The 18,627-nt window shown below is 45.3% G+C and carries 21 protein-coding genes; 10 read left to right on the plus strand and 11 right to left on the minus strand.

Features of this window, described 5'->3' with window-relative positions; all coding sequences use genetic code 11:
* Positions 1–24 precede the first annotated feature (24 nt).
* On the minus strand, positions 25–474 hold the full coding sequence (locus ACXAEA_RS19755; protein WP_475097549.1) for a GNAT family N-acetyltransferase: 450 nt from the start codon (positions 472–474) through the stop codon (positions 25–27).
* 85 nt (positions 475–559) lie between these two features.
* Here ACXAEA_RS19755 and ACXAEA_RS19760 point away from each other — a divergent pair, with 85 nt between their 5' ends.
* Both ACXAEA_RS19760 and ACXAEA_RS19765 read left to right on the plus strand, forming a co-directional pair.
* Positions 560–2,656, plus strand: coding sequence for a DNA topoisomerase III (locus ACXAEA_RS19760; RefSeq protein ID WP_475097550.1), 2,097 nt, complete (start codon positions 560–562; stop codon positions 2,654–2,656).
* A gap of 123 nt (positions 2,657–2,779) precedes the next feature.
* Entirely contained in the window at positions 2,780–4,048 is a 1,269-nt protein-coding gene (locus ACXAEA_RS19765; RefSeq protein WP_475097551.1) for an MDR family MFS transporter, read from the plus strand.
* A gap of 82 nt (positions 4,049–4,130) precedes the next feature.
* Here ACXAEA_RS19765 and ACXAEA_RS19770 read toward each other — a convergent pair whose 3' ends face one another.
* Positions 4,131–4,526, minus strand: a complete 396-nt coding sequence (locus tag ACXAEA_RS19770) for a hypothetical protein (RefSeq protein ID WP_475097552.1) — start codon at positions 4,524–4,526, stop codon at positions 4,131–4,133.
* A 193-nt stretch (positions 4,527–4,719) separates the two neighbouring features.
* Here ACXAEA_RS19770 and ACXAEA_RS19775 point away from each other — a divergent pair, with 193 nt between their 5' ends.
* The 5 genes from ACXAEA_RS19775 (at position 4,720) to ACXAEA_RS19795 (ending at position 8,794) form a co-directional block, all read left to right on the plus strand.
* Complete coding sequence (locus ACXAEA_RS19775) at positions 4,720–5,952, plus strand: aminopeptidase (RefSeq protein WP_475097553.1); 1,233 nt, start codon at positions 4,720–4,722, stop codon at positions 5,950–5,952.
* Between the two features lie 361 nt (positions 5,953–6,313).
* Positions 6,314–6,586, plus strand: coding sequence for an acylphosphatase (locus ACXAEA_RS19780; RefSeq protein WP_475097554.1), 273 nt, complete (start codon positions 6,314–6,316; stop codon positions 6,584–6,586).
* Between the two features lie 135 nt (positions 6,587–6,721).
* Entirely contained in the window at positions 6,722–7,090 is a 369-nt protein-coding gene (gene mscL, locus ACXAEA_RS19785) for a large-conductance mechanosensitive channel protein MscL (RefSeq protein WP_475097555.1), read from the plus strand.
* 80 nt (positions 7,091–7,170) lie between these two features.
* Positions 7,171–7,806 carry a Bax inhibitor-1/YccA family protein gene (locus ACXAEA_RS19790; protein WP_475097556.1) on the plus strand — a complete coding sequence of 212 codons (636 nt, stop codon included), beginning with the start codon at positions 7,171–7,173 and terminating at the stop codon, positions 7,804–7,806.
* 655 nt (positions 7,807–8,461) lie between these two features.
* The gene (locus ACXAEA_RS19795) at positions 8,462–8,794 is read left to right on the plus strand and encodes a DUF3243 domain-containing protein (RefSeq protein ID WP_475097557.1); all 333 of its coding nucleotides are present in this window, start codon (positions 8,462–8,464) and stop codon (positions 8,792–8,794) included.
* 199 nt (positions 8,795–8,993) lie between these two features.
* On the opposite strand, the gene ACXAEA_RS19800 is transcribed toward ACXAEA_RS19795, so the two are convergent.
* On the minus strand, positions 8,994–9,929 hold the full coding sequence (locus ACXAEA_RS19800) for a magnesium transporter CorA family protein (protein ID WP_475097558.1): 936 nt from the start codon (positions 9,927–9,929) through the stop codon (positions 8,994–8,996).
* A gap of 220 nt (positions 9,930–10,149) precedes the next feature.
* On the opposite strand from ACXAEA_RS19800, the gene ACXAEA_RS19805 reads away from it, so the two are divergent.
* Both ACXAEA_RS19805 and ACXAEA_RS19810 read left to right on the plus strand, forming a co-directional pair.
* Positions 10,150–10,422, plus strand: coding sequence for a hypothetical protein (locus tag ACXAEA_RS19805; protein WP_475097559.1), 273 nt, complete (start codon positions 10,150–10,152; stop codon positions 10,420–10,422).
* A gap of 91 nt (positions 10,423–10,513) precedes the next feature.
* Entirely contained in the window at positions 10,514–11,173 is a 660-nt protein-coding gene (locus ACXAEA_RS19810) for a TrkA C-terminal domain-containing protein (RefSeq protein WP_475097560.1), read from the plus strand.
* A 16-nt stretch (positions 11,174–11,189) separates the two neighbouring features.
* Here the strand turns inward: ACXAEA_RS19810 and ACXAEA_RS19815 are convergent, their stop codons facing one another.
* The 4 genes from ACXAEA_RS19815 to ACXAEA_RS19830 form a co-directional block, all read right to left on the minus strand.
* Complete coding sequence (locus ACXAEA_RS19815) at positions 11,190–11,576, minus strand: DUF1284 domain-containing protein (RefSeq protein ID WP_475098177.1); 387 nt, start codon at positions 11,574–11,576, stop codon at positions 11,190–11,192.
* A 116-nt stretch (positions 11,577–11,692) separates the two neighbouring features.
* Complete coding sequence (locus tag ACXAEA_RS19820) at positions 11,693–13,024, minus strand: polysaccharide biosynthesis protein (protein WP_475097561.1); 1,332 nt, start codon at positions 13,022–13,024, stop codon at positions 11,693–11,695.
* 134 nt (positions 13,025–13,158) lie between these two features.
* Entirely contained in the window at positions 13,159–15,078 is a 1,920-nt protein-coding gene (gene abc-f / locus ACXAEA_RS19825) for a ribosomal protection-like ABC-F family protein (protein WP_475097562.1), read from the minus strand.
* A gap of 162 nt (positions 15,079–15,240) precedes the next feature.
* Entirely contained in the window at positions 15,241–15,396 is a 156-nt protein-coding gene (locus tag ACXAEA_RS19830) for an RAxF-45 family protein (protein WP_475097563.1), read from the minus strand.
* Between the two features lie 290 nt (positions 15,397–15,686).
* Between ACXAEA_RS19830 and ACXAEA_RS19835 the strand changes: the two genes are divergently transcribed.
* Positions 15,687–15,881: a hypothetical protein gene (locus ACXAEA_RS19835; protein WP_475097564.1), complete on the plus strand. Its 195-nt coding sequence runs from the start codon at positions 15,687–15,689 to the stop codon at positions 15,879–15,881.
* A 31-nt stretch (positions 15,882–15,912) separates the two neighbouring features.
* Here the strand turns inward: ACXAEA_RS19835 and ACXAEA_RS19840 are convergent, their stop codons facing one another.
* Genes ACXAEA_RS19840 through liaF form a run of 4 tightly spaced genes read right to left on the minus strand, consistent with a single transcriptional unit; the run spans position 15,913 to position 18,516 of the window.
* Positions 15,913–16,095: a hypothetical protein gene (locus ACXAEA_RS19840; RefSeq protein WP_475097565.1), complete on the minus strand. Its 183-nt coding sequence runs from the start codon at positions 16,093–16,095 to the stop codon at positions 15,913–15,915.
* A gap of 18 nt (positions 16,096–16,113) precedes the next feature.
* Positions 16,114–16,746 carry a response regulator transcription factor gene (locus tag ACXAEA_RS19845; protein ID WP_475097566.1) on the minus strand — a complete coding sequence of 211 codons (633 nt, stop codon included), beginning with the start codon at positions 16,744–16,746 and terminating at the stop codon, positions 16,114–16,116.
* Positions 16,739–17,785 (minus strand): sensor histidine kinase, encoded by a 1,047-nt coding sequence (locus ACXAEA_RS19850; RefSeq protein ID WP_475097567.1) that lies wholly within the window; start codon positions 17,783–17,785, stop codon positions 16,739–16,741. Before ACXAEA_RS19850 ends, ACXAEA_RS19845 begins: the two co-directional genes overlap by 8 nt.
* A complete protein-coding gene (gene liaF, locus ACXAEA_RS19855) occupies positions 17,782–18,516 on the minus strand; it encodes a cell wall-active antibiotics response protein LiaF (RefSeq protein ID WP_475097568.1) in 735 nt (244 codons plus the stop codon). Before liaF ends, ACXAEA_RS19850 begins: the two co-directional genes overlap by 4 nt.
* Positions 18,517–18,627: the final 111 nt, after the last annotated feature.

Raw genomic sequence — 18,627 nt, forward strand, 5'->3', positions numbered from 1 at the left:
ACGAACCGGAACTCCAGCTCATGGTCACTTCTTGAAATTAGCAATGACGAGGCCATCGCCAACTACTGTATCTGTTTGCCTTTCAAATCCTAATTTTTCGTAAAGTTTCACAGCTGGAGTATTGGCTGCTCCAGTTGATACGATTATTCCGGTGTATTTCCGCTGTTCCAGGTGATCCATTAATCTGCCAGCAATCCCTCTGCGAAAAAAATCCGGGTGGACCATCACACGATGGATATCCAGTACTTCCCCTTCCTTTTTAAAAGAAACCGCAACTGCCAGCCTGTCACCAATATAGCAGCCGATAAATGTTTCTCCCGAGTTCTGCAGCTGTTCGAGTGTTTCTTTTAACGGTGGTATTTCTTCTGTGCCGATCAGTTCTGCTTCGATTCTGTAGGCCTTCCTCTGGAGGTCATGCACTTCGGCAGCACTCGTACTATCGCTCAAATTGATTTCCTTAATATAATCGTTCATACTCTCCTCCATTACAAAAAATCGTTCTTATCTATTATACTAAGTAAAGCATACGTAAAACTGTTGTCTTTTGAAAGGAGCAATCATGAAATCATTAGTACTTGCAGAAAAACCAAGTGTTGCCCGCGAGCTCGCTCGTGTGCTTGGATGCAATAAAACCAATAAGAGTTATTTCGAAGGAAATCAATATATCGTCACCTGGGCACTCGGCCATTTGATCGAACTGAAGATGCCTGAAAATTATGATCCAAAATATAAGGTATGGAAACTTGAAGAGCTTCCGATCATCCCGGAAAAAATGGGGCTGAAGGTGATCAAGCAGACAAGCCATCAGTTCAAAGCGATTGAGCATCTCGCTGAGCGCAAGGATGTCGGGGAATTCATCATTGCAACAGATGCCGGTCGTGAGGGTGAGCTTGTCGCAAGATGGATCCTTCAGCGCATAAATTGGCGCAAACCAATCAAGCGTCTGTGGATTTCTTCCCAGACGGACCGCGCCATCAAGGATGGGTTCAAAAACCTTAAGCCTGGCAAGCAATATGAAGACCTGTACGAATCTGCCGTCTGCCGCGCCGAAGCGGACTGGCTGATCGGCTTGAATGTTTCTAGGGCATTAACTACGAAGTATAAGGATCCTTTATCTGCAGGTCGTGTCCAAACACCAACGCTAGCGATGATTCTTGAACGCGAGGACGAGATCAACAAGTTCGTGCCGAAGGATTACTGGACGATCCAGGCGAAGGTCGGATCGTTGAATGCAGAATGGGAGCACAATGGAGAAAGACGGATTTTTTCAAAAGAAAAAGCAGAGCAGATTCAAAAGAAGCTTTCCAATAAGAAAGCTGTGTTGAAATCACTGGACCGCAAGCAAAAGTCAGAGCCACAGCCGCTTCCATATGACCTGACAGAACTTCAGCGTGACGCCAATAAACGATATGGATTCTCTGCGAAGAAAACATCCAATGTGCTGCAGGGATTATACGAACAGCATAAGCTCGTCACCTATCCTCGTACGGATTCACGCTATTTGACGACCGATATGGAAGCGACGATGGCAGACCGCCTGCAAGGAATCATGTCCGGCTACAAGGATGAAGCGAAGCCTGCTCTTGCGCAAAAAGGAAAAGTGCAGGCGCGCCGTGTGTTCAATAATGAAAAAGTCACTGACCACCATGCGATCATTCCTACGGAAGAGAGGCTTCACCTCGCCGATTTATCACCGGATGAACGGAAGCTGTACGATTTGATCGTGCGCCGGTTCCTGGCTTTATTTTACCCGGCCTATCAATATGAAGTGGTCCATGCAAGCTTCGAGGTCGAGGGTGAATCATTGTCCGCTCGGGAAACGAACATCCTCGAGCTTGGCTATAAAAAAGTTCTTGGAAAAGATGAAGACGATGCAGGTACGCAATCGCTCGGCCATCTGGAAAAAGGCAAAAGCTATGCAGTCGGCCAAGTGACGTTGAACAAAAAAATGACCGAACCGCCACTGCGCCTGTCTGAATCGGACATACTCGCTAAAATGGAGAAGTTCGGTCTTGGCACTCCGGCAACCCGGGCGGAAATTATCGAGCGCCTGATTTCTTCCGAGGTTGTGGAACGACAGAACGGCCGTCTGTACTCGACGCGGAAAGGAAAACAGCTCCTCGACCTTGTGAACGATGAACTGACTTCCCCGGAACTGACGGCAAAATGGGAAAAAGAACTTGAAGAGATTGCACGCGGCAAAGGTGATCCTAAGGCTTTCAAGAAGCGAATCCGTGAGCAGACTTCCCGCCTTGTTTCCGAAATCAAGACAAGTGACAAAACATACCGAGCCCATAACCTTACGGGATCTAAATGTCCTGAATGCGGTGAGTTCATGAAGGAACGCAAGACGAAGGAAGGCCGAATCCTTGTCTGCTCCAGCCCTGAATGCAGCTTCCGCAAGCATAAGGATCCAAAGCTGTCACAGCGCCGCTGCCCTCAATGCCACAAAAGGATGGAAATCCACAACGGCAAGGCCGGAGCATACTTCCAGTGCCGCTCGTGCAATGTCGTCGAAAAGGCCGAGGACAAGAAGAAAAAAGGCGTTTCCAAGCGCGAGGAGCGCAAACTGAAGGAAAAATACGCACCATCCGAATCCAATTTCGGCACAAGCCTCGGCGATTTGCTGAAAGCAGCGCTTGAGGATAAGGAATAAGCAGTTCTATTAAAAGCGGCCACGTGCCGCTTTTTTTGTTGAATGATTTGCCTTGTAATCTATTCCTTCTAAATAGTATGATATTCGTTGGTTGTCATTCAAAGATACAGAAGGAGCAACATCATGAGGATTAGGGATTGGGATCGAAACCTGAAGATTCGTCTGTTTGGCGAGGCTTTGATGAATATTACATTTTGGATGTTCTTTCCGTTTTTGACGATTTATTTTGCCGAGAGCTTTGGAAAGGATAAGGCCGGATTTCTGCTGATTTTTTCACAGGTCTTCTCGGTTTTTGCTAATTTGCTTGGCGGCTATACCGCTGACCGGTTCGGGCGCAAAAGGATGATGGTCATCTCCGCTTTCGGCCAGGGCATCGCCTTCCTTGTATTTGCCTATGCCGTTTCACCATGGTATACCTCTCCGATGCTCGGATTCATCTGCTTCGCGCTAGTCGGAGTGTTCGGCTCCATCTACTGGCCAGCGAGCCAGGCAATGGTAGCTGACGTTGTACCGGAAAAAGACCGAAGCAGCGTGTTTGCGATTTTTTATACGTCGATCAATATCGCTGTCGTCGTCGGTCCGATTCTCGGTGCGATTTTTTATGTGAAATACAGGTTTGAATTGATGATTGCCGTCGCCATCATTTCAATCCTGCTTGCGCTCGTCCTTGCAAAATGGACACGCGAAACGGTCCCTGCTTCAGCCAAACAAGAACGTGCTGAAAATGGAAAATGGTATGACTTCCTTAGAGAACAGATTGCCGATTACAAAGTCATTGTCCAGGATAAAGTTTTTCTCCTGTTCATCATTGCGGGAATTTTAGCAGCGCAAACGTTCATGCAGCTTGATCTGTTATTCCCTGTTTATACAAAGGATACGGTGCATAATCAGACTGTTCTTGAGCTCGGCAGCAAGATTTTTACCGTGAATGGCGAGCAGGCTTTCGGATTGATTCTTTCCGAGAACGGATTGCTCGTTGCCCTCTTCACTGTAGCGGTGACAAAATGGGTGACCCGCTTCCGCGAACGCAATGTGTTTGTATTGTCATCGTTGGTCTATGCCGTCGCAATCCTGATGTTCGGTGCGACAAACTGGATCTGGGGCCTGATTGCCGCAATGGCTGTGTTCACACTTGCTGAACTGATGACAGCCGGCCTGCAGCAAACCTTTATCTCCAATCTGGCACCTGAGCATATGCGAGGGCAATACTTCGCCGCGGCTTCATTGCGCTACACAATCGGCAGGACAATCGCACCGATCAGCATCCCGCTCACCGTCTGGATCGGCTATGGCTGGACCTTTACGATCTTGAGCATACTCGCGATTTTAAGCGCAGTGCTGTTCTGGATGATGTTTCGGATGTATGACAGCAGGAAGTCTGCAGGGGTTTAGGTTTTGCCAGAAGTGGTCGATAGTTAGTCTATAATCGCATAAAAAATCCATGCAGATTCGGAGTCTGCATGGATTTTTGCGTTTATTTCATCTTTGCATCGCTGTATTTGAATGTCATGAAGACAAATAACAGGAAGCTGAGCAGCAAAGTGGAGCCGCCGACGATATAGAATACCATTGTGAAAGTTTCCGGCAGCGGAAATGGCTTTACATTATATAGCCACATGCCAACTGTCAGCCCAAAGCTTCCGAGGATCGCAGTCCAGACATGGAATAATGCTAGTTTTGAAGTGTTCGGAACCTTGTATGAACGATAGTAGCTTGAAAAAGCAAATAAACTTAACCAGCCGACAACCAGGATATGCGCATGGACGGGACGTACGGCATAGTCTCCTGCACCAGCCATGTGCGAACCAAGGAATGCCCCGATGAATGCGTAAATTGCTGATAACCTCAGCAAGACAACGTCGAATCTCATATGAAAAATCCTCCTAGACCCTTTTATATACCGCTCTATTTTACCGTACAGTGCTTCTCAAATGCCAGTTTGATAGGCTAGCAATTTTAGACATATAGATTCCTTCTGTCTGGTAAAGTCGAATGTATTCAGTTTCTTTTTTACAATAAAATCGTTACAATATAAAAGAAGATTCAGAAAAGGGGCGAAATAGATGAGTGATTTCCAAACGAATTTAGAAAAATATGCTGATCTTGCTGTCAAGGTTGGCGTTAACATCCAGAAAGACCAGACGCTAGTCATCAACACAACGCTTGACTCTGCTGAGTTAGTCCGTGTTGTTGTAAAAAAGGCATACGAAGCTGGCGCTAAAAATGTGGTTGTGAACTGGAATGACGACACTGTCAACAGAACAAAATACGACCTTGCACCAGATGAGGCTTTCACCGAGTATCCTGAATGGCGTGCACGCGAAGTTGAAGACCTGGCTGAGAACGGTGCAGCATTCATGTCAATCGTGTCTTCAAGCCCTGACCTGCTTAAAGGCGTAAAGTCTGAGCGCATCGGTAACTTCCAGAAAGCAGCAGGAACAGCACTTTCAAAATACCGCAAATACATACAATCCGATAAAGTAAGCTGGACAGTCATTGCTGCACCATCTGAAGGCTGGGCAAAAATGGTCTTCCCTGATGAGCCTGCTGAAACAGCAGTAGAGAAGCTTTGGGATGCGATTTTCAAGGCTGTACGTGTTAATACTGCAGACCCGGTTGCGGCATGGAAAGAGCATGACGCTTCCCTGCATGAAAAAGTTGACTACCTAAACGGCAAGCGCTACAAGAAGCTGCACTACAAAGCTCCAGGTACAGACCTGACTGTAGAGCTTCCTGAAAAACATATCTGGGTTGGCGCTGGCAGCGTGAACGAGAACGGCAATGAGTTCATGGCGAACATGCCGACAGAAGAAGTCTTCTCTGTACCTTTGAAAACTGGCGTAAACGGATATGTTTCAAGCACAAAGCCACTAAGCTACGGCGGAAATATCATCGACAACTTCAAGCTTACTTTCGAGAATGGAAAAATCGTCAAAGTGGAAGCTGAGGAAGGCGAAGAAATCCTTAAACAGCTGGTTGCGACTGATGAAGGTTCACACTATCTTGGTGAAGTTGCCCTTGTACCATTCAACTCACCGATCTCTCAATCAAATGTCCTGTTCTTCAACACACTGTTTGACGAAAATGCATCGAACCACTTCGCAATCGGCAGCGCATATGCCTTCTGCGTAGAAGGCGGCAAGCAGATGTCATCAGAGGAACTCGCAGAAAACGGATTGAACGAAAGCATCACGCACGTCGACTTCATGATCGGTTCCGATCAAATGGATATTGACGGCATCACCGCAGATGGAGCTTCTGAACCAGTGTTCCGCAACGGTGACTGGGCGTTTTAATCATCATAGTGAACAGCCGGACATTTAGTTCGGCTGTTTTTTTATATTTGATGCCTGGCGGAGAGCACCCTTTTACTGTTTCTCCTCTTCCGCACACTTTTCGGGCAAAGCAGCGCCCTTCCTTTTACCATTTGCTCTTCCTCGCACTTTTCCGGCAAAGAAGCAGCCTTCCTTTTACCGATTTCCCTCTCCTCACTCTTTTCAGGCAATGGACAATCTAATGTACTTTATATATAAATACCGCCCCCTAATCTTTTCCTTATCCGCTTCAACCCCATATGCTATAATGAAGTTATCAAGTAATCATTACATATAATATTAGATATATTGTTAACCTAATTGTTTATTTGGGGGCGACGTCTTGATTCAATTACAAATTATTGTTTCAGGAGAGGTTCAGGGTGTAGGGTACCGGTACTATACGCAAATGAAAGCTGTTCAATTTGGAATCACTGGCTGGGTAAGGAATCTGTATGAGGGTGGCGTTGAAATTCTTGCTTCCGGCCCCAGGGCTGACCTTGAAAAATTCATTGATGAGATACGAAGAGGCAATCCGTTCTCCACAGTGGACCATATTGAAGTGAATGAAACTGCAAAAACCGAAACGTTTAAATCATTTGCAATAAAATACTGAAAGGCAGCGGAATCCGCTGTCTTTTGCTTTTCTATCAAATTTAACAAACCTCCTTCTGGCCAGCAGACCCTATTGCTTTTTGCCCGCTAATCTCTCAGAATAGAAGAGATATCATTTATGGGAGGTATTTTTTTCATGTGGAATGAATTCAAGAAATTCGCTTTCAAAGGCAATGTCCTGGATTTGGCTGTCGGTGTGATCATCGGTGCAGCTTTCGGAAAAATTGTTTCATCGCTCGTCGATGACATCATCATGCCGATTGTGGGACTTTTATCATTTGGCGAAGATTTCTCAACGCTTACATACAAAACGATAAAATATGGGGCATTCATCCAATCGATTGTCGACTTTTTCATCACCGCCTTCGCGATCTTCCTTTTCATTCGCATCATCACCCGCTACCGGAAAAAGGAAGAAGCAAAGCCGGCAGCTCCTGTCCTTGATGCGAAAGTAGAGCTTTTGGCAGAAATCCGCGATCTTTTGAAGGAAAAAAATCATATTTAAGAACTTTTCTTCGTAAAATGAAACCAGTGGTGCCTGTCACCCGTATACATAAGCAAATAAATTATTGAGGTGACATTTACATGTACGCTTATACTGAAAAATCACTTATGCCATCCGTAATGCGCACGTTCGCGATTTCACTGGCAATCGCTTTTATTGGCACCATGGCAGGTGTCTTCGTTCCGCCAGCGCTCTTCTTGCCGCTTGTAATCATTGAATTTGCCATGCTGATCGGGGTCTTCTTCTTACGTAAAAAGAAAGCCATCTCCTATGCGTTCTTATATGCCTTTACGTTCATCTCAGGAATGACGATGTATCCAGTCATTGCCCACTATATCGCAACAACTGGTGCCAATGTCGTCATCAATGCACTGGGTGCCACAACAGTCGTGTTTACTGGTTTGGCCATATACGCTACAAAAACAAAGCGTGACCTGAGCTTCCTTGGCGGCATGCTGATGGCAGCCCTGCTGGCGCTGATTGCAATCAGCATCTTCAATATTTTCTGGCCGCTAAGCTCTACAGGAATGTTGGCTTATTCCTTTATCGGAATTCTCGTTTTCAGCGGTTATGTTCTATTTGATTTTAATAGAATGAAGCATTATGGAGTGAGCCCAGAAGAAGTGCCTTTAATGGCGCTTAACCTGTATCTGGACTTTATCAATCTATTCCTGTATATCCTTCGCTTCTTTGGAGTTTTATCAAGCAGAGATTAATCTTCGTAAAAGGCAGTCGATCATGGCTGCCTTTTATTCATGCCATTTTTTGGTCAAAATGCCAACTTTTAATTAAGTTTATTAAGTTTTCAGTAAGTTCTCACGGGTATATAAATAGTGCAAGGCCAATACAAAACATAGAAGGGACTGGTTAAAGTGGAGAACTTTACGGCGACTTCAGAATATGTCATTGGCTTAGCAACCGGAGGAAGATTCGCGATGCTGTCTCAAGGCACGCTGGTCTTAAATCGATGGACTTAAAATCGATAGATCACAGTGCTATATTGAAGAGCTTAGCAGAACACTCCTCTAAAATTGTCCGCAGGATCCGAGCAATGCCAATACTAACATAGAAGGGGCTGGTTAAAGTGGAGAACTTTACGTCAACTTCAGAATACGTCATTGGCTATGCAAGCGGAGGAAGATTTGCGCTGCTGTCTCAAGGCACGCTGGTCTTAAATCGATACATTTAAGATCGATTTGCCCCAGCTGAGCAATTGAATAGCAAAACTGAATACTCCTCCCATCGTCCGTATGTCGGACTTAAAAAAGGTGCTGGCCCAGTGGCCTGCACCTTTTTTAATGTGCTCCCCCAGGTTTACAAGCTCCCCGCAACGGATATTTAATAACTATCTTTTACAAGGAGGTTTTCAACATGGAAAAAGATCATATGATCCATAAAGATGGCGAAGTCGATACCAGCAAGGTCGAGGAGACTCTGGACCGGTTGAATACCCAGCAGGCGGATGATATCCTTGGTGATTTCAATGAGTTCAGAACCTACCTGAGCAAACGCATCCAGCTTGCCAAAACAGCCGGATTGAATGAAGAACAGCTCGCAGTAACTGCGCAAAAGGTTGCTGACTACCTTGCCGAAAAAGTAACCCCTCGAAACAAAGAGGAACAGTTATTGCAGGAGCTTTGGAAGGTCGGCACAAAAGAAGAACAGCATGCACTCGCACACATGCTAGTGAAGCTGGCAGAATAGGAAAGCGCAAGCGCCTTGGTCAGCCCCGACAAGAGCTGGAGGGCCTGACGGTGAAGTCGTTCTTTGACTTCATTGGCAGGACCGAAGCGTCTCGAGGGGCTAGGCGCTGGAGCTGGACAATTCTCGAAATGGATATATGCTTTCTTATCCGTTAAAGAAAATCGCCCATTGATGGGCGATTTTTTATGTCTGGCAACTATTAAAAGAACCTGTTCTTCCCTTTGACTTTCAGAATATCTCCCATCCAGCCTTTCATCTTCAGGTAATAATACAGCCAGGCTGTGGAGACCAAAATCAATGCTCCAGCGATTGCGTACCCAAACTTCCATTCCAGTTCGGGCATCACTTTGAAGTTCATGCCCCATAGCGCTCCCCATGACATTACCGGTGTAAAAAGAATCGTAATGACGGTCAATGTTTTCATGATTTCATTCCCTCGATGGGTGGAGACTACTTCTTCGAGATTGATCATCGTATCGATCGCTTGCTGGTATTCATCCAGAATTGTCCGCACCCGTTCAACACGGGTTTCTACCCGGCTGAACTCTGTCATTTCACGGATTTCCTTGCCGTAAGCTTCCTCTGCGATGAATTTCAATTCGGTAATTGGTACGACTAGATTCTTCCAAATCAATAGCTCATGCCTATTTTCATAAATTTTTTCGAGGATTTCAAGATTATTTTCTTTTTTCATTTCCCATAACAAATCATGCAGCTGCTCTTCATAGCTATCTATTTTCTGTAAATAATTCGATAGAATTTCTCCCAGCAGGATGAAAAAGCCTTCAACCGCATTCTCCGCCTGTTCCATATGCTTGTGAACCCCAATCGGGTTCGATTCCAGAATGGAGAAATCAAAATCAATTGAAATGAAAAACTCTTTGCAAATATAGAAGTGAAAAATATTTTTCTCGCTTTTTTCTTCTATATCCTGCCTGTAAATGAGTGAGCCCCAAATGTATTCTTCTCCCCTTGTCTCCGTGTTGACTTTCAGGAAGTTGGCCCCGCTCTCTTTTACATGGTTATACCAGCTTTCACATGTTGAATATTTTGAGATGACATCTTTGATTTCAGGCTGGTCCTCCTTCTGATAATCAAACCAAACCCATTTTTCCTGGTTAAATGTGTGCTGCACGGCACTCAGACCTTTCTCGTTCAATTCATATCAAGTATTACTCTTCCCTTATAAATATGGTTTGAAACTGCTGTTAGTCTAATACTTGGCAGTCCTTCCAATTTTAAAAAAGGTTTTTGTTTTTCATAGAGCGGGTAAACAGTACATATATGAGGCATATAAAAAAGCTTCAAGCCTCTGAACACTGAAACAAAGTGTTATTAATAGGAGGGAATTAGATATGCAAATGCAAAAAACTGGATCAATGAAATCAGCAGTTATGTTAGGTGTTGGCGCCGCAGCATTATGGATGGCTATGAAACCTGAAAATAAAGCAAAACTTACAGATATGGCAACACAGGTTAAGGAAAAAATCATGCCATCGAAGCCAGATGTGATTCCTGTACAAAAAGCAGGGAATCCTGACCCGATGGACCTCGAAGACAACAAAATGGTCAGCGAAGGCTCCATGTACGGTGTTAACTACTACAACGAGAACTTGCAGCATCAATAAAATGTCCGGGGAATACAGTTCCCCGGTCTATTTTTGTTTAATATATTCCTCTGATACCAATACTATCGAGTGTTGAGGAGGCTTTTAGGATATGGGGATTTTATTCATTTTCATTTATCTGTTCATTGTCTTTACCGTAATCGAAATCAATACTTCGATTTTTGCCGCCACTGGGCTTGACCGGAAAGTTGCCAGATTCCAGGTCATCTCTATGCTTACTGGTACTGGTTTTACAACCGGAGAATCAGAATTGATCATCGATCACCCTGTCAGGCGGAAATTGGGTGCTTTTTTAATTTTGTTTGGTGCTTTCTCTCTTGCAGTCATCATATCCGCGATCAGCAATATTCTGACCGACAACTTCTATACAATTGAAATTGGTTATATTGCAGGCGGACTGGTTGTTTTGCTGCTCGTCTTAAGGGCTCCAGCTGTACAGAAGTTCATGTCGAAAAAAATGAAGAGTGAATTGAAGGAGAATTACGAGCTCGCTGATTTGCCGATAAGGGATGTCCTGGTGATGGGCGAAGAGGATGAAGTACGGGAAATCTCCATTAAAGAGGACTCTCCTTTTTCCGGGAAGACCTTCGATGAAATTATTAAGTCCGAAGACGATCTCATCCTACTTTTCATAAAAAGAGGCGATATCCATATCCGGCAAAAATCTCATCATACCAAACTGGAACCAGGTGACCGACTTATCTTATATGGAAACAACCCATTGATTGACGAAAAATTTAAAAATGCCTGACCCGGTGGCTGTTTTGTCAACCACCCTGGGTCAGGCATTTATTATTCCTTTTTAGCTCTGCGATTCCTTCTTTGCACACTCCATATTGAAGCCATGAACAATTCTTGCAAAGGAAATCAAGATCGTCGGGTTCCACCTTTTCTGCGGTCCATTTTACAAGATCGGACTTTAAATAGCGTTCACCAGGGACCAGGCCAAGATGGCGGATTGTCTTCCCGTCCATCGAGAGAACATGTTCATTCGACCCCTCGCTTGCTTCACAGATTTCCCGGCCCCGATGCGGACATGACATGCACGCATCATCAAAGTCTGCGACCACCTTTATGTAAAAATCCTGCTCAGGGTCCCGGATACCATTGACGATGCTTTCCATCTTCTTGACGAATTCCGGACTGTAGCCCATCCCTCTGAAGCCATGGACGCATAGCAGATGGTGTCCACGCAATACCTTTTCCACTCCATCACTCCTGACTTAAACTCTATTATATAGAATTCTCTGTACGTCTGGAATTTCCTTTTTCAATATCGCGAGTCACTGATCCTGTTTTTGGACAGCCAGGTGATGCCGATTTTTTTGCAGATCGTCAGATAGTGCAAAAACAAGATGACGAGACTGCCAGTATTCATGCCAACAATGACTCCCTCCATTCCCCACTCCGGGCGAGAACCGACAAGATAGATCAGTGAAAATGTCACTACGGTTGCATATACTGAGTGAATGAACGCATCCTTTATGAGTCCAAGGCCAATTAAATAAGCCTGCATCGGAATCGTAAAGTAGTGGAACAGAAAATATGGTGCAAGCAGCTGCAGGAACACTGCCGCGTCTCGCGAATGGAAAAACGTATTGGTCAACGGCTCAGCCAATAAGTAAAACGCAGTGACAGCTGGAAGTCCATATAAAAGCGTCAGAAGCATCACATGCTGGAGCAATTTTTGCAGTTTATGAAACTCTTTTTCCGCATATGCCTTCGAAACTGTCGGAATTAGGATGATTAAGAATGAATGGGCGATGAATGCCGGGAAAAATCCAATCGTCATTGCGATTCCTGCCATCATCCCGAATTGTTCAGTCGCAAGTTCAGGAGATAGGCCTGCAGCAACAACAGCCGCTTTGATTAAAAATGGCTGGACCGCATGTGTCAGTGAGTGGAAAATACGCAGTCCAGTTGTTGGAACAGAGACCTCCACAAGACTCTTTCGGACTTCCCTCCCGCTGATTTGCTTGCCCGGGAGCCTTTTGACCCGCTGGTAGGATAGGATAAAATGGTGCAATAAATATAGGAAAACGACGAGTTCGCTCCCCGCCAGTGTGCAAAAAGCCACGAGCAGGGCTGTTTCACTGCCGAACTCGAAAAACTGAAAAACGGCGGTCAGCAAAGCAAGCTGGACTGCTCTTCTAATAAAGTGGGAGATCGCGATCTTGCCCATCTCCTGTTTGCCCATGAAAAGTCCCCTGGCAATCGCAGAGATCGTCATTACCGGTATGAGCGCCAGCACAACCCACTTCAGTAATGGATGATAGTCATTGAACACCGGAATAATTGGCAGCACCACCGCAGCGGCAATCAGAATGATGGTTGTGAACATTACTGCCATCCTGACTGCATGCCGGATCATGCTTCGGTGGTAGAGCTCATCCTTCTCCGCAATCATCTTTGATATCGAAACTGGCAATTCGAAGCTCGCCAGCATCATAATCAAAAAAATCGTCGGCAATACCGTCATGTAATGCCCCATCCCGCTTTCCCCCAGCTCCCTTGCAAGAATCATATTGACGAGGAACTCCAGCACTTCCCCTAGAAAGTTCGCAATGACGAGGATCGCCATCCCCTTAAAAAATGTATTCATAGCTTCTCTCCCAATTCTGTCTCATTTACTCCTATAAACATATGAGACAAGTCCGGACATTATTAAGGAAAGTGTGCAAATAGTCTTCAATGTAAAAGAAGAACTGCGATGATCCGCAGTTCTTCGTCCGTTCTCTATGATATCTCCTCAAGTTTTGAATAGAGCTGATTGCATCTAAACTCTAATTCTTCTTTCTCTTTATAAAGTTCCTGCAAAATGGCCAGCTCAGAATTCACAGCCATTTTTTGTTCAAGCAAAGCAATCGCGTTTTCCTGGGCTTCAATTTGCTCTAGCAACTCTTCTTCATCCCCTGTTTCAGCTGCCTTTTGTGCATTTGTCTGCTTTTCAGGTCGACTGGCTGCTTTTATTGCAGTTGTCTGTTTTTCCGGCCGAACGGCGGCCGTTAAGGTCTCCTGCCGTTTTCTTTTCTCCGCCATCTTCACTCTTGCCCGGTCATAGTTACCCTCTATTTCTGTCAGTTCCCCGTTCTCGAGCCAGCAGATTTTTTCAAAAAGTTTATTCAGGAAATAACGGTCATGTGAAACGGCGAGAAGTGTTCCTTCGAAACCGTCGAGTGCTTCCTCCAGCACCTCGCGTGAATCAATATCAAGGTGATTGGTCGGTTCATCAAGAATCAGGAAGTTGAGATCCTGATGCATCAGCTGGGCAAGGCGCAGCCTCATGCGCTCACCGCCGCTCAGCTGAGTTACCTTCTTGAAAACCGCAGGTCCATAAAACAGGAACCCGGCCAACACATTCCTGGCCTCACCCTCGTTCATGACGACTTCGCTCCTGAAAGCATCAAGCACGGTGCCATCCTTGCTGGACAGCTCCATATGCTGTGAAAGGTAGCCGATTTTCACACTGCTCCCCAGCTTCACTTCTCCCTGATCAGGTGCAAGCTCTCCCTGGATGAATTTCAGCAGAGTTGTTTTCCCAGAACCATTTTCGCCGACAATCGCTGCACGATCCTGATACTGCACCAGAAGGCTGACATCCTCGAAAAGCTCTCTGTGCCCGAACTTTTTCTTGAGATCCTTCAAAACGAGTACGTCTTTTCCGCTGCGGGCTCCCGTTTCCAATTCAAAATTCATTTTCTTTCGATTTAAAATCGGGCGGTCGAGCATCTCCATCCTCGCCAGAGCTCTCTCCATATTGGTCGCGCGTTTATGCAGCGCGGAACTAGGAGGATTCGACCGGTTAGCCCAATCGCGCAGCCTCTTGATCGCTTCCTTCATCTTCTTGATCTTTCGCTGCTGCTCTTCGTACGCCTGGAATTCACGGAGGAGTTTCTCTTCTTTTTCCTTCATGAATCCCGAGTAATTGGCATGATAGAGCTCAATCTCCCCGTCTTCCATATCGAGGATTTTCGTCGCTGTCTCGTCAAGAAAATAACGGTCATGAGAGATGATGACTACGGTTCCTTCATACTCTTTCAAAAACTCCGCGAGCCATTCAGCCGCCATGATATCCAGATGGTTCGTCGGCTCATCAAGAAGCAGCAGATCTGGATTACGCAGCAAGCTGAGCGCAAGACCAATCTTCGTTTTCTCCCCGCCGCTCAGGCTGTTAAAATTGGAATCCAGCAACGTGGCAATCTTTAGGCCATTTGCGATTCGGTCGATATTGGCGTCCATCTCATAGCCCCCGCCCATTGCAAACTTTTCTTGAAGGACACCGTATTTCGCCAGCAATTTTTCAAGCTTTGCCGAATCCTCCCCGGCCGCTGCCATTTCTGTTTCAAGCTTATTCATGTCCTCCTGTACAGCCATCAACTCGTCGTAAGCCGAAGCCAGAACATCCCTTGCCGTCAGTGCCTCCTGATAATCAGGAATCTGAGCCAGGTAGCCGATCTTCAAACCCTTTTTCCAATGAATCTGCCCCTGGTCTGCTTCTTCCATGCCCGCAATCAGCCGCAATAGCGTCGTCTTCCCGCACCCATTTCTTCCTACAAAGCCAATCCGGTCTTTCTCGCTTATTTCGAACGACAAATCTTCAAAAATTAAATTGCCGCCGTACATTTTGCTTATATGGTTAACACTGCATGCTATCATTATTTTTTCCTCCTATTTCATCCCCCTTTTCAGCTAAATGCAGCCTGGATTGCCAAAATGAATGCAAAAAAGCCAGGGGCAGATAACTCTGCTCCTGGCTCCAGCAATCCAATGAATACAAAAGGAGGGCATAGAGCCCTCCCCATTCACCAAAGCTTGCTTTTAAGCGTGAAAAGAGATGATCCTACCGTTTGTTTTTGATATTGAGCTGTTAAAAAAGGGCATACGTATCCCGTTGGCAACTGCAACAGCAAATTTTGCACGGCAAAAATAAAGGAATTCATTCCAGAATCCGTGCACTAAAACAGTCTTGATCATCTCTCTTCACCTCCGTTCATTTAATATTCACTCTTATTTTAATATTCCACTAACATTATAGCAAGTTTTTCCTGAAATGTTCTTTCCATTCCTGCCTATTTCTTGCTTTTTATATCTACATTTTATGCTTCCCGTGCAAATAATTCTTAATCAAACATTTGATTAAATCCCCTTGATCCTTGCAACAACAGAGCTTTTCTCAATTTTTCCCAAACTGAATAATCTTGTGGAGAAAGCGTTTAAGTAAGCAGATAAGGCGGGTATTTATAACTAATGAAGGAGTGGGTTCAATGCTGCGACATGTGGAACTTTCGGATTACCAGCTCTGGATGTGTAAAAAAATTAAAGAAAAGTTAGCTGAAAAGCATGACTATATAAATAGTGCTTCCCATTATCCAAATGAGTTTGAAGAACGGGAAGTCATATCCATAGCCTTAAGCGAAATGCTTATGAAATTAGATGTAATCGACGAAAAAGCCAATTAGATGAACAGGGGCCATTGGCCTCTTTTTTGTTTTATTGATCCAGATCACTTTTACCTGAATTATTCTTTCTCAACTCTTCAAGAATTTCCTTCATTAAGGATTCCTGTCTTTTTGTGCTCGTTACAAGCATGATGAACAAGATAATCATCGCAAGTGGCAGTACAAGGGAAATCAGGATTCCCATTAATCCAAATAGTCCTGCAAATGGTTCCATTTCCTATTCTCCCTTCTGCTATTTTACAAGTGAATGCCTGAATGCATAGATGACTGCCTGTGTGCGGTCCTGGACCTGCAGCTTGCTTAGGATATTGCTGACATGTGTCTTCACTGTCTTCAAGGCGATGAACAGTTCATCGGCGATTTCCTGGTTCGTCTTTCCCTCTGCAATCAGTTTCAGAACTTCCATTTCGCGCTCTGTCAGTTCTTCATGCAGCTCGACGCTGTTCTTCTGGCGCATTTTCATCATCATCTTGCCGGTCACTTCCGGTTCCAGAACCGGCTGGCCGGAGTATGTAACCCTTACCGCGTTTGCGATTTCGCTGGCTTTTGAGGTTTTCAGCATATAGCTGGTCGCACCTGCTTCCAGTGCGGGATATACTTTTTCATCATCGAGGAAGCTCGTCACGATAATGATTTTTGCCTCGGGCCATTTTTCGATGATTTGCCTCGTCGCTTCGATTCCGTCCATTTCCTTCATGACCAGATCCATGAGGACGATATCCGGCCGCAGTTCAAGCGCCATCTCGACTCCTGTCTTGCCATTATCTGCTTCGCCGATTACCTCGATATCAGGTTGTGCAGACAAATAGGATGAAACGCCGATCCTCACCATCTCATGGTCATCTACAAATACAACTTTAATCATTATTCTCACCCGCCACCACTAATATTGGAACCTTGACCTCGAGCCTGGTCCCTTTGTGTTCAACACTGACGATCTTCAGTGTTCCGCCGATTTCGCCGGCACGTTCATGCATATTCTGGAGGCCATATGATCCTGCTTTTGTTTCTTCCACATTAAAACCCAATCCATCATCTACTACCCTCATGATGACTTTATCGTCACGCTTGATCAGCAATACTTCAAGCTGCTCGGCTTTAGCATGGCGAAGCGTGTTCGAGACGGATTCCTGGAGGATGCGGAAAAGATGGTCCTCTACACCCTTATCCAGCGGGAATGGCTCCACCTTCCACTTAATATTCATGGTGACTTTCTGTCTTAATTCGATTAACAGCTCTTCGATTCCTTCCTGAAGGCTTTTTCCCTTCAACGCAACTGGACGAAGATGCAACAGCAATGCTCTCATTTCAAGTTGGGATTGATGGATCATTTCCTCGACCATCTTCAGCTGCTTCGCTTCCCGTTCCTCGGAAGGTGACTTTGTTTCATTGATGGCAGACATCAGCATCGATGCCGCAAATAATTGCTGGCTGACCGAATCATGCAATTCACGGGCAAGCCGGTTGCGCTCCTGCGAAATGATTTCCTGGATGCGCGACTCCTGCTCCTCTGCTTTTTCCGTTGCGAGCCTTTGTGACAGCATCGCTTTTTCAGAAATTTGCTTGTGCAGCTTCCCGACCCTATTCGAGATTGCTGAAATTTCTGCGTAGGCCTGGTTTGATTCAATTTCCGGCTGCTGCCCTTCCTCGAGCTGAAACAGCCAGCTGTCCACTGTCTTGAACTGTCTTCTCCAATAGATTCCGGAGGCCATCCCAAAGGCAACGCCTAATACGGTACTGATACTAAACGTAAAGACAATAAAAGGAATATCCATCAGCTCGCGATTCCATAAATCTGATAGCCTTGCAACCGGAAAAACAAGCACAAACGATAGCGTGAGCGCGATGAACAAGATCATTCCGAGTGTCAATCCCCATAAAATCTGGCGTACGGCCGTTGTCATATCCGCTTCACCTCGATATTCCCAACCATCATCGAAGTAAAGATTTTCACCTTTTGCTCCGCTCCGTCATAGCCGGGCGTCTGCAGGTATAGGCTTTGATTCAGGATTCTGCCTTCTTCATGCTCAAACACTTCTGCCGACCCGATCACTGCTGAGTGCCGAAGGGTAACTTCTAAATCATATGGCACCAAAACTTGGACATTGCCAATGATATTCCGGATGAAGATGACCGTTTCACCTTTAGGCAGCACCGTCAGGCTTAAATCGATCACACTGTCGCCAACACCGGTCTGGATGTTAACATCATTCCAGTCGTACACATGCGGCGGTGTTTCCTGATGCCCAAACAGGCGATTCTTGAATAAAGGCGGTTTTTCAATCACGATTTCCTTCCTGAATTCTTTCTCAGGCTCCTGTAAAACAGGCGTTATGAGTTCCGGCTTCTTTTTCGACTGGGCAAACTGATAGGCAAGATAAATCAGTACCGCCAGCAGGAAAAACCTGAAGGTCATCATGCTGAAAACGCTGCTCATGAAAAAGAACAGACCTGCCCAGAAAAGAGCCTTCCCCGTTTTTTTCGGCATGAGAGAGCGTCCGAAATAAATCATCGCTCCACTTGCCAGAAGGGAGAAAATAAGGCCTTCGTTAAAAAACGAAACCTCAAGCAAAAGCAGTATAAGTCCAGTAATGACAATCCAGCTGACAAAATCATTCTTCAAGTTGTTCAACATGCTGTTTTCCTCCCTTCCTCTAATTATCTATTAAACATGGGTAGATTTTTTTGAGGTGATGTTGTGAAGTAATTTCGGGGTGATACCCAAAAGGCGCAGCTTCCTGCGCCT

It is taken from the genome of Mesobacillus sp. ABV4_180 (genome assembly GCF_056158485.1).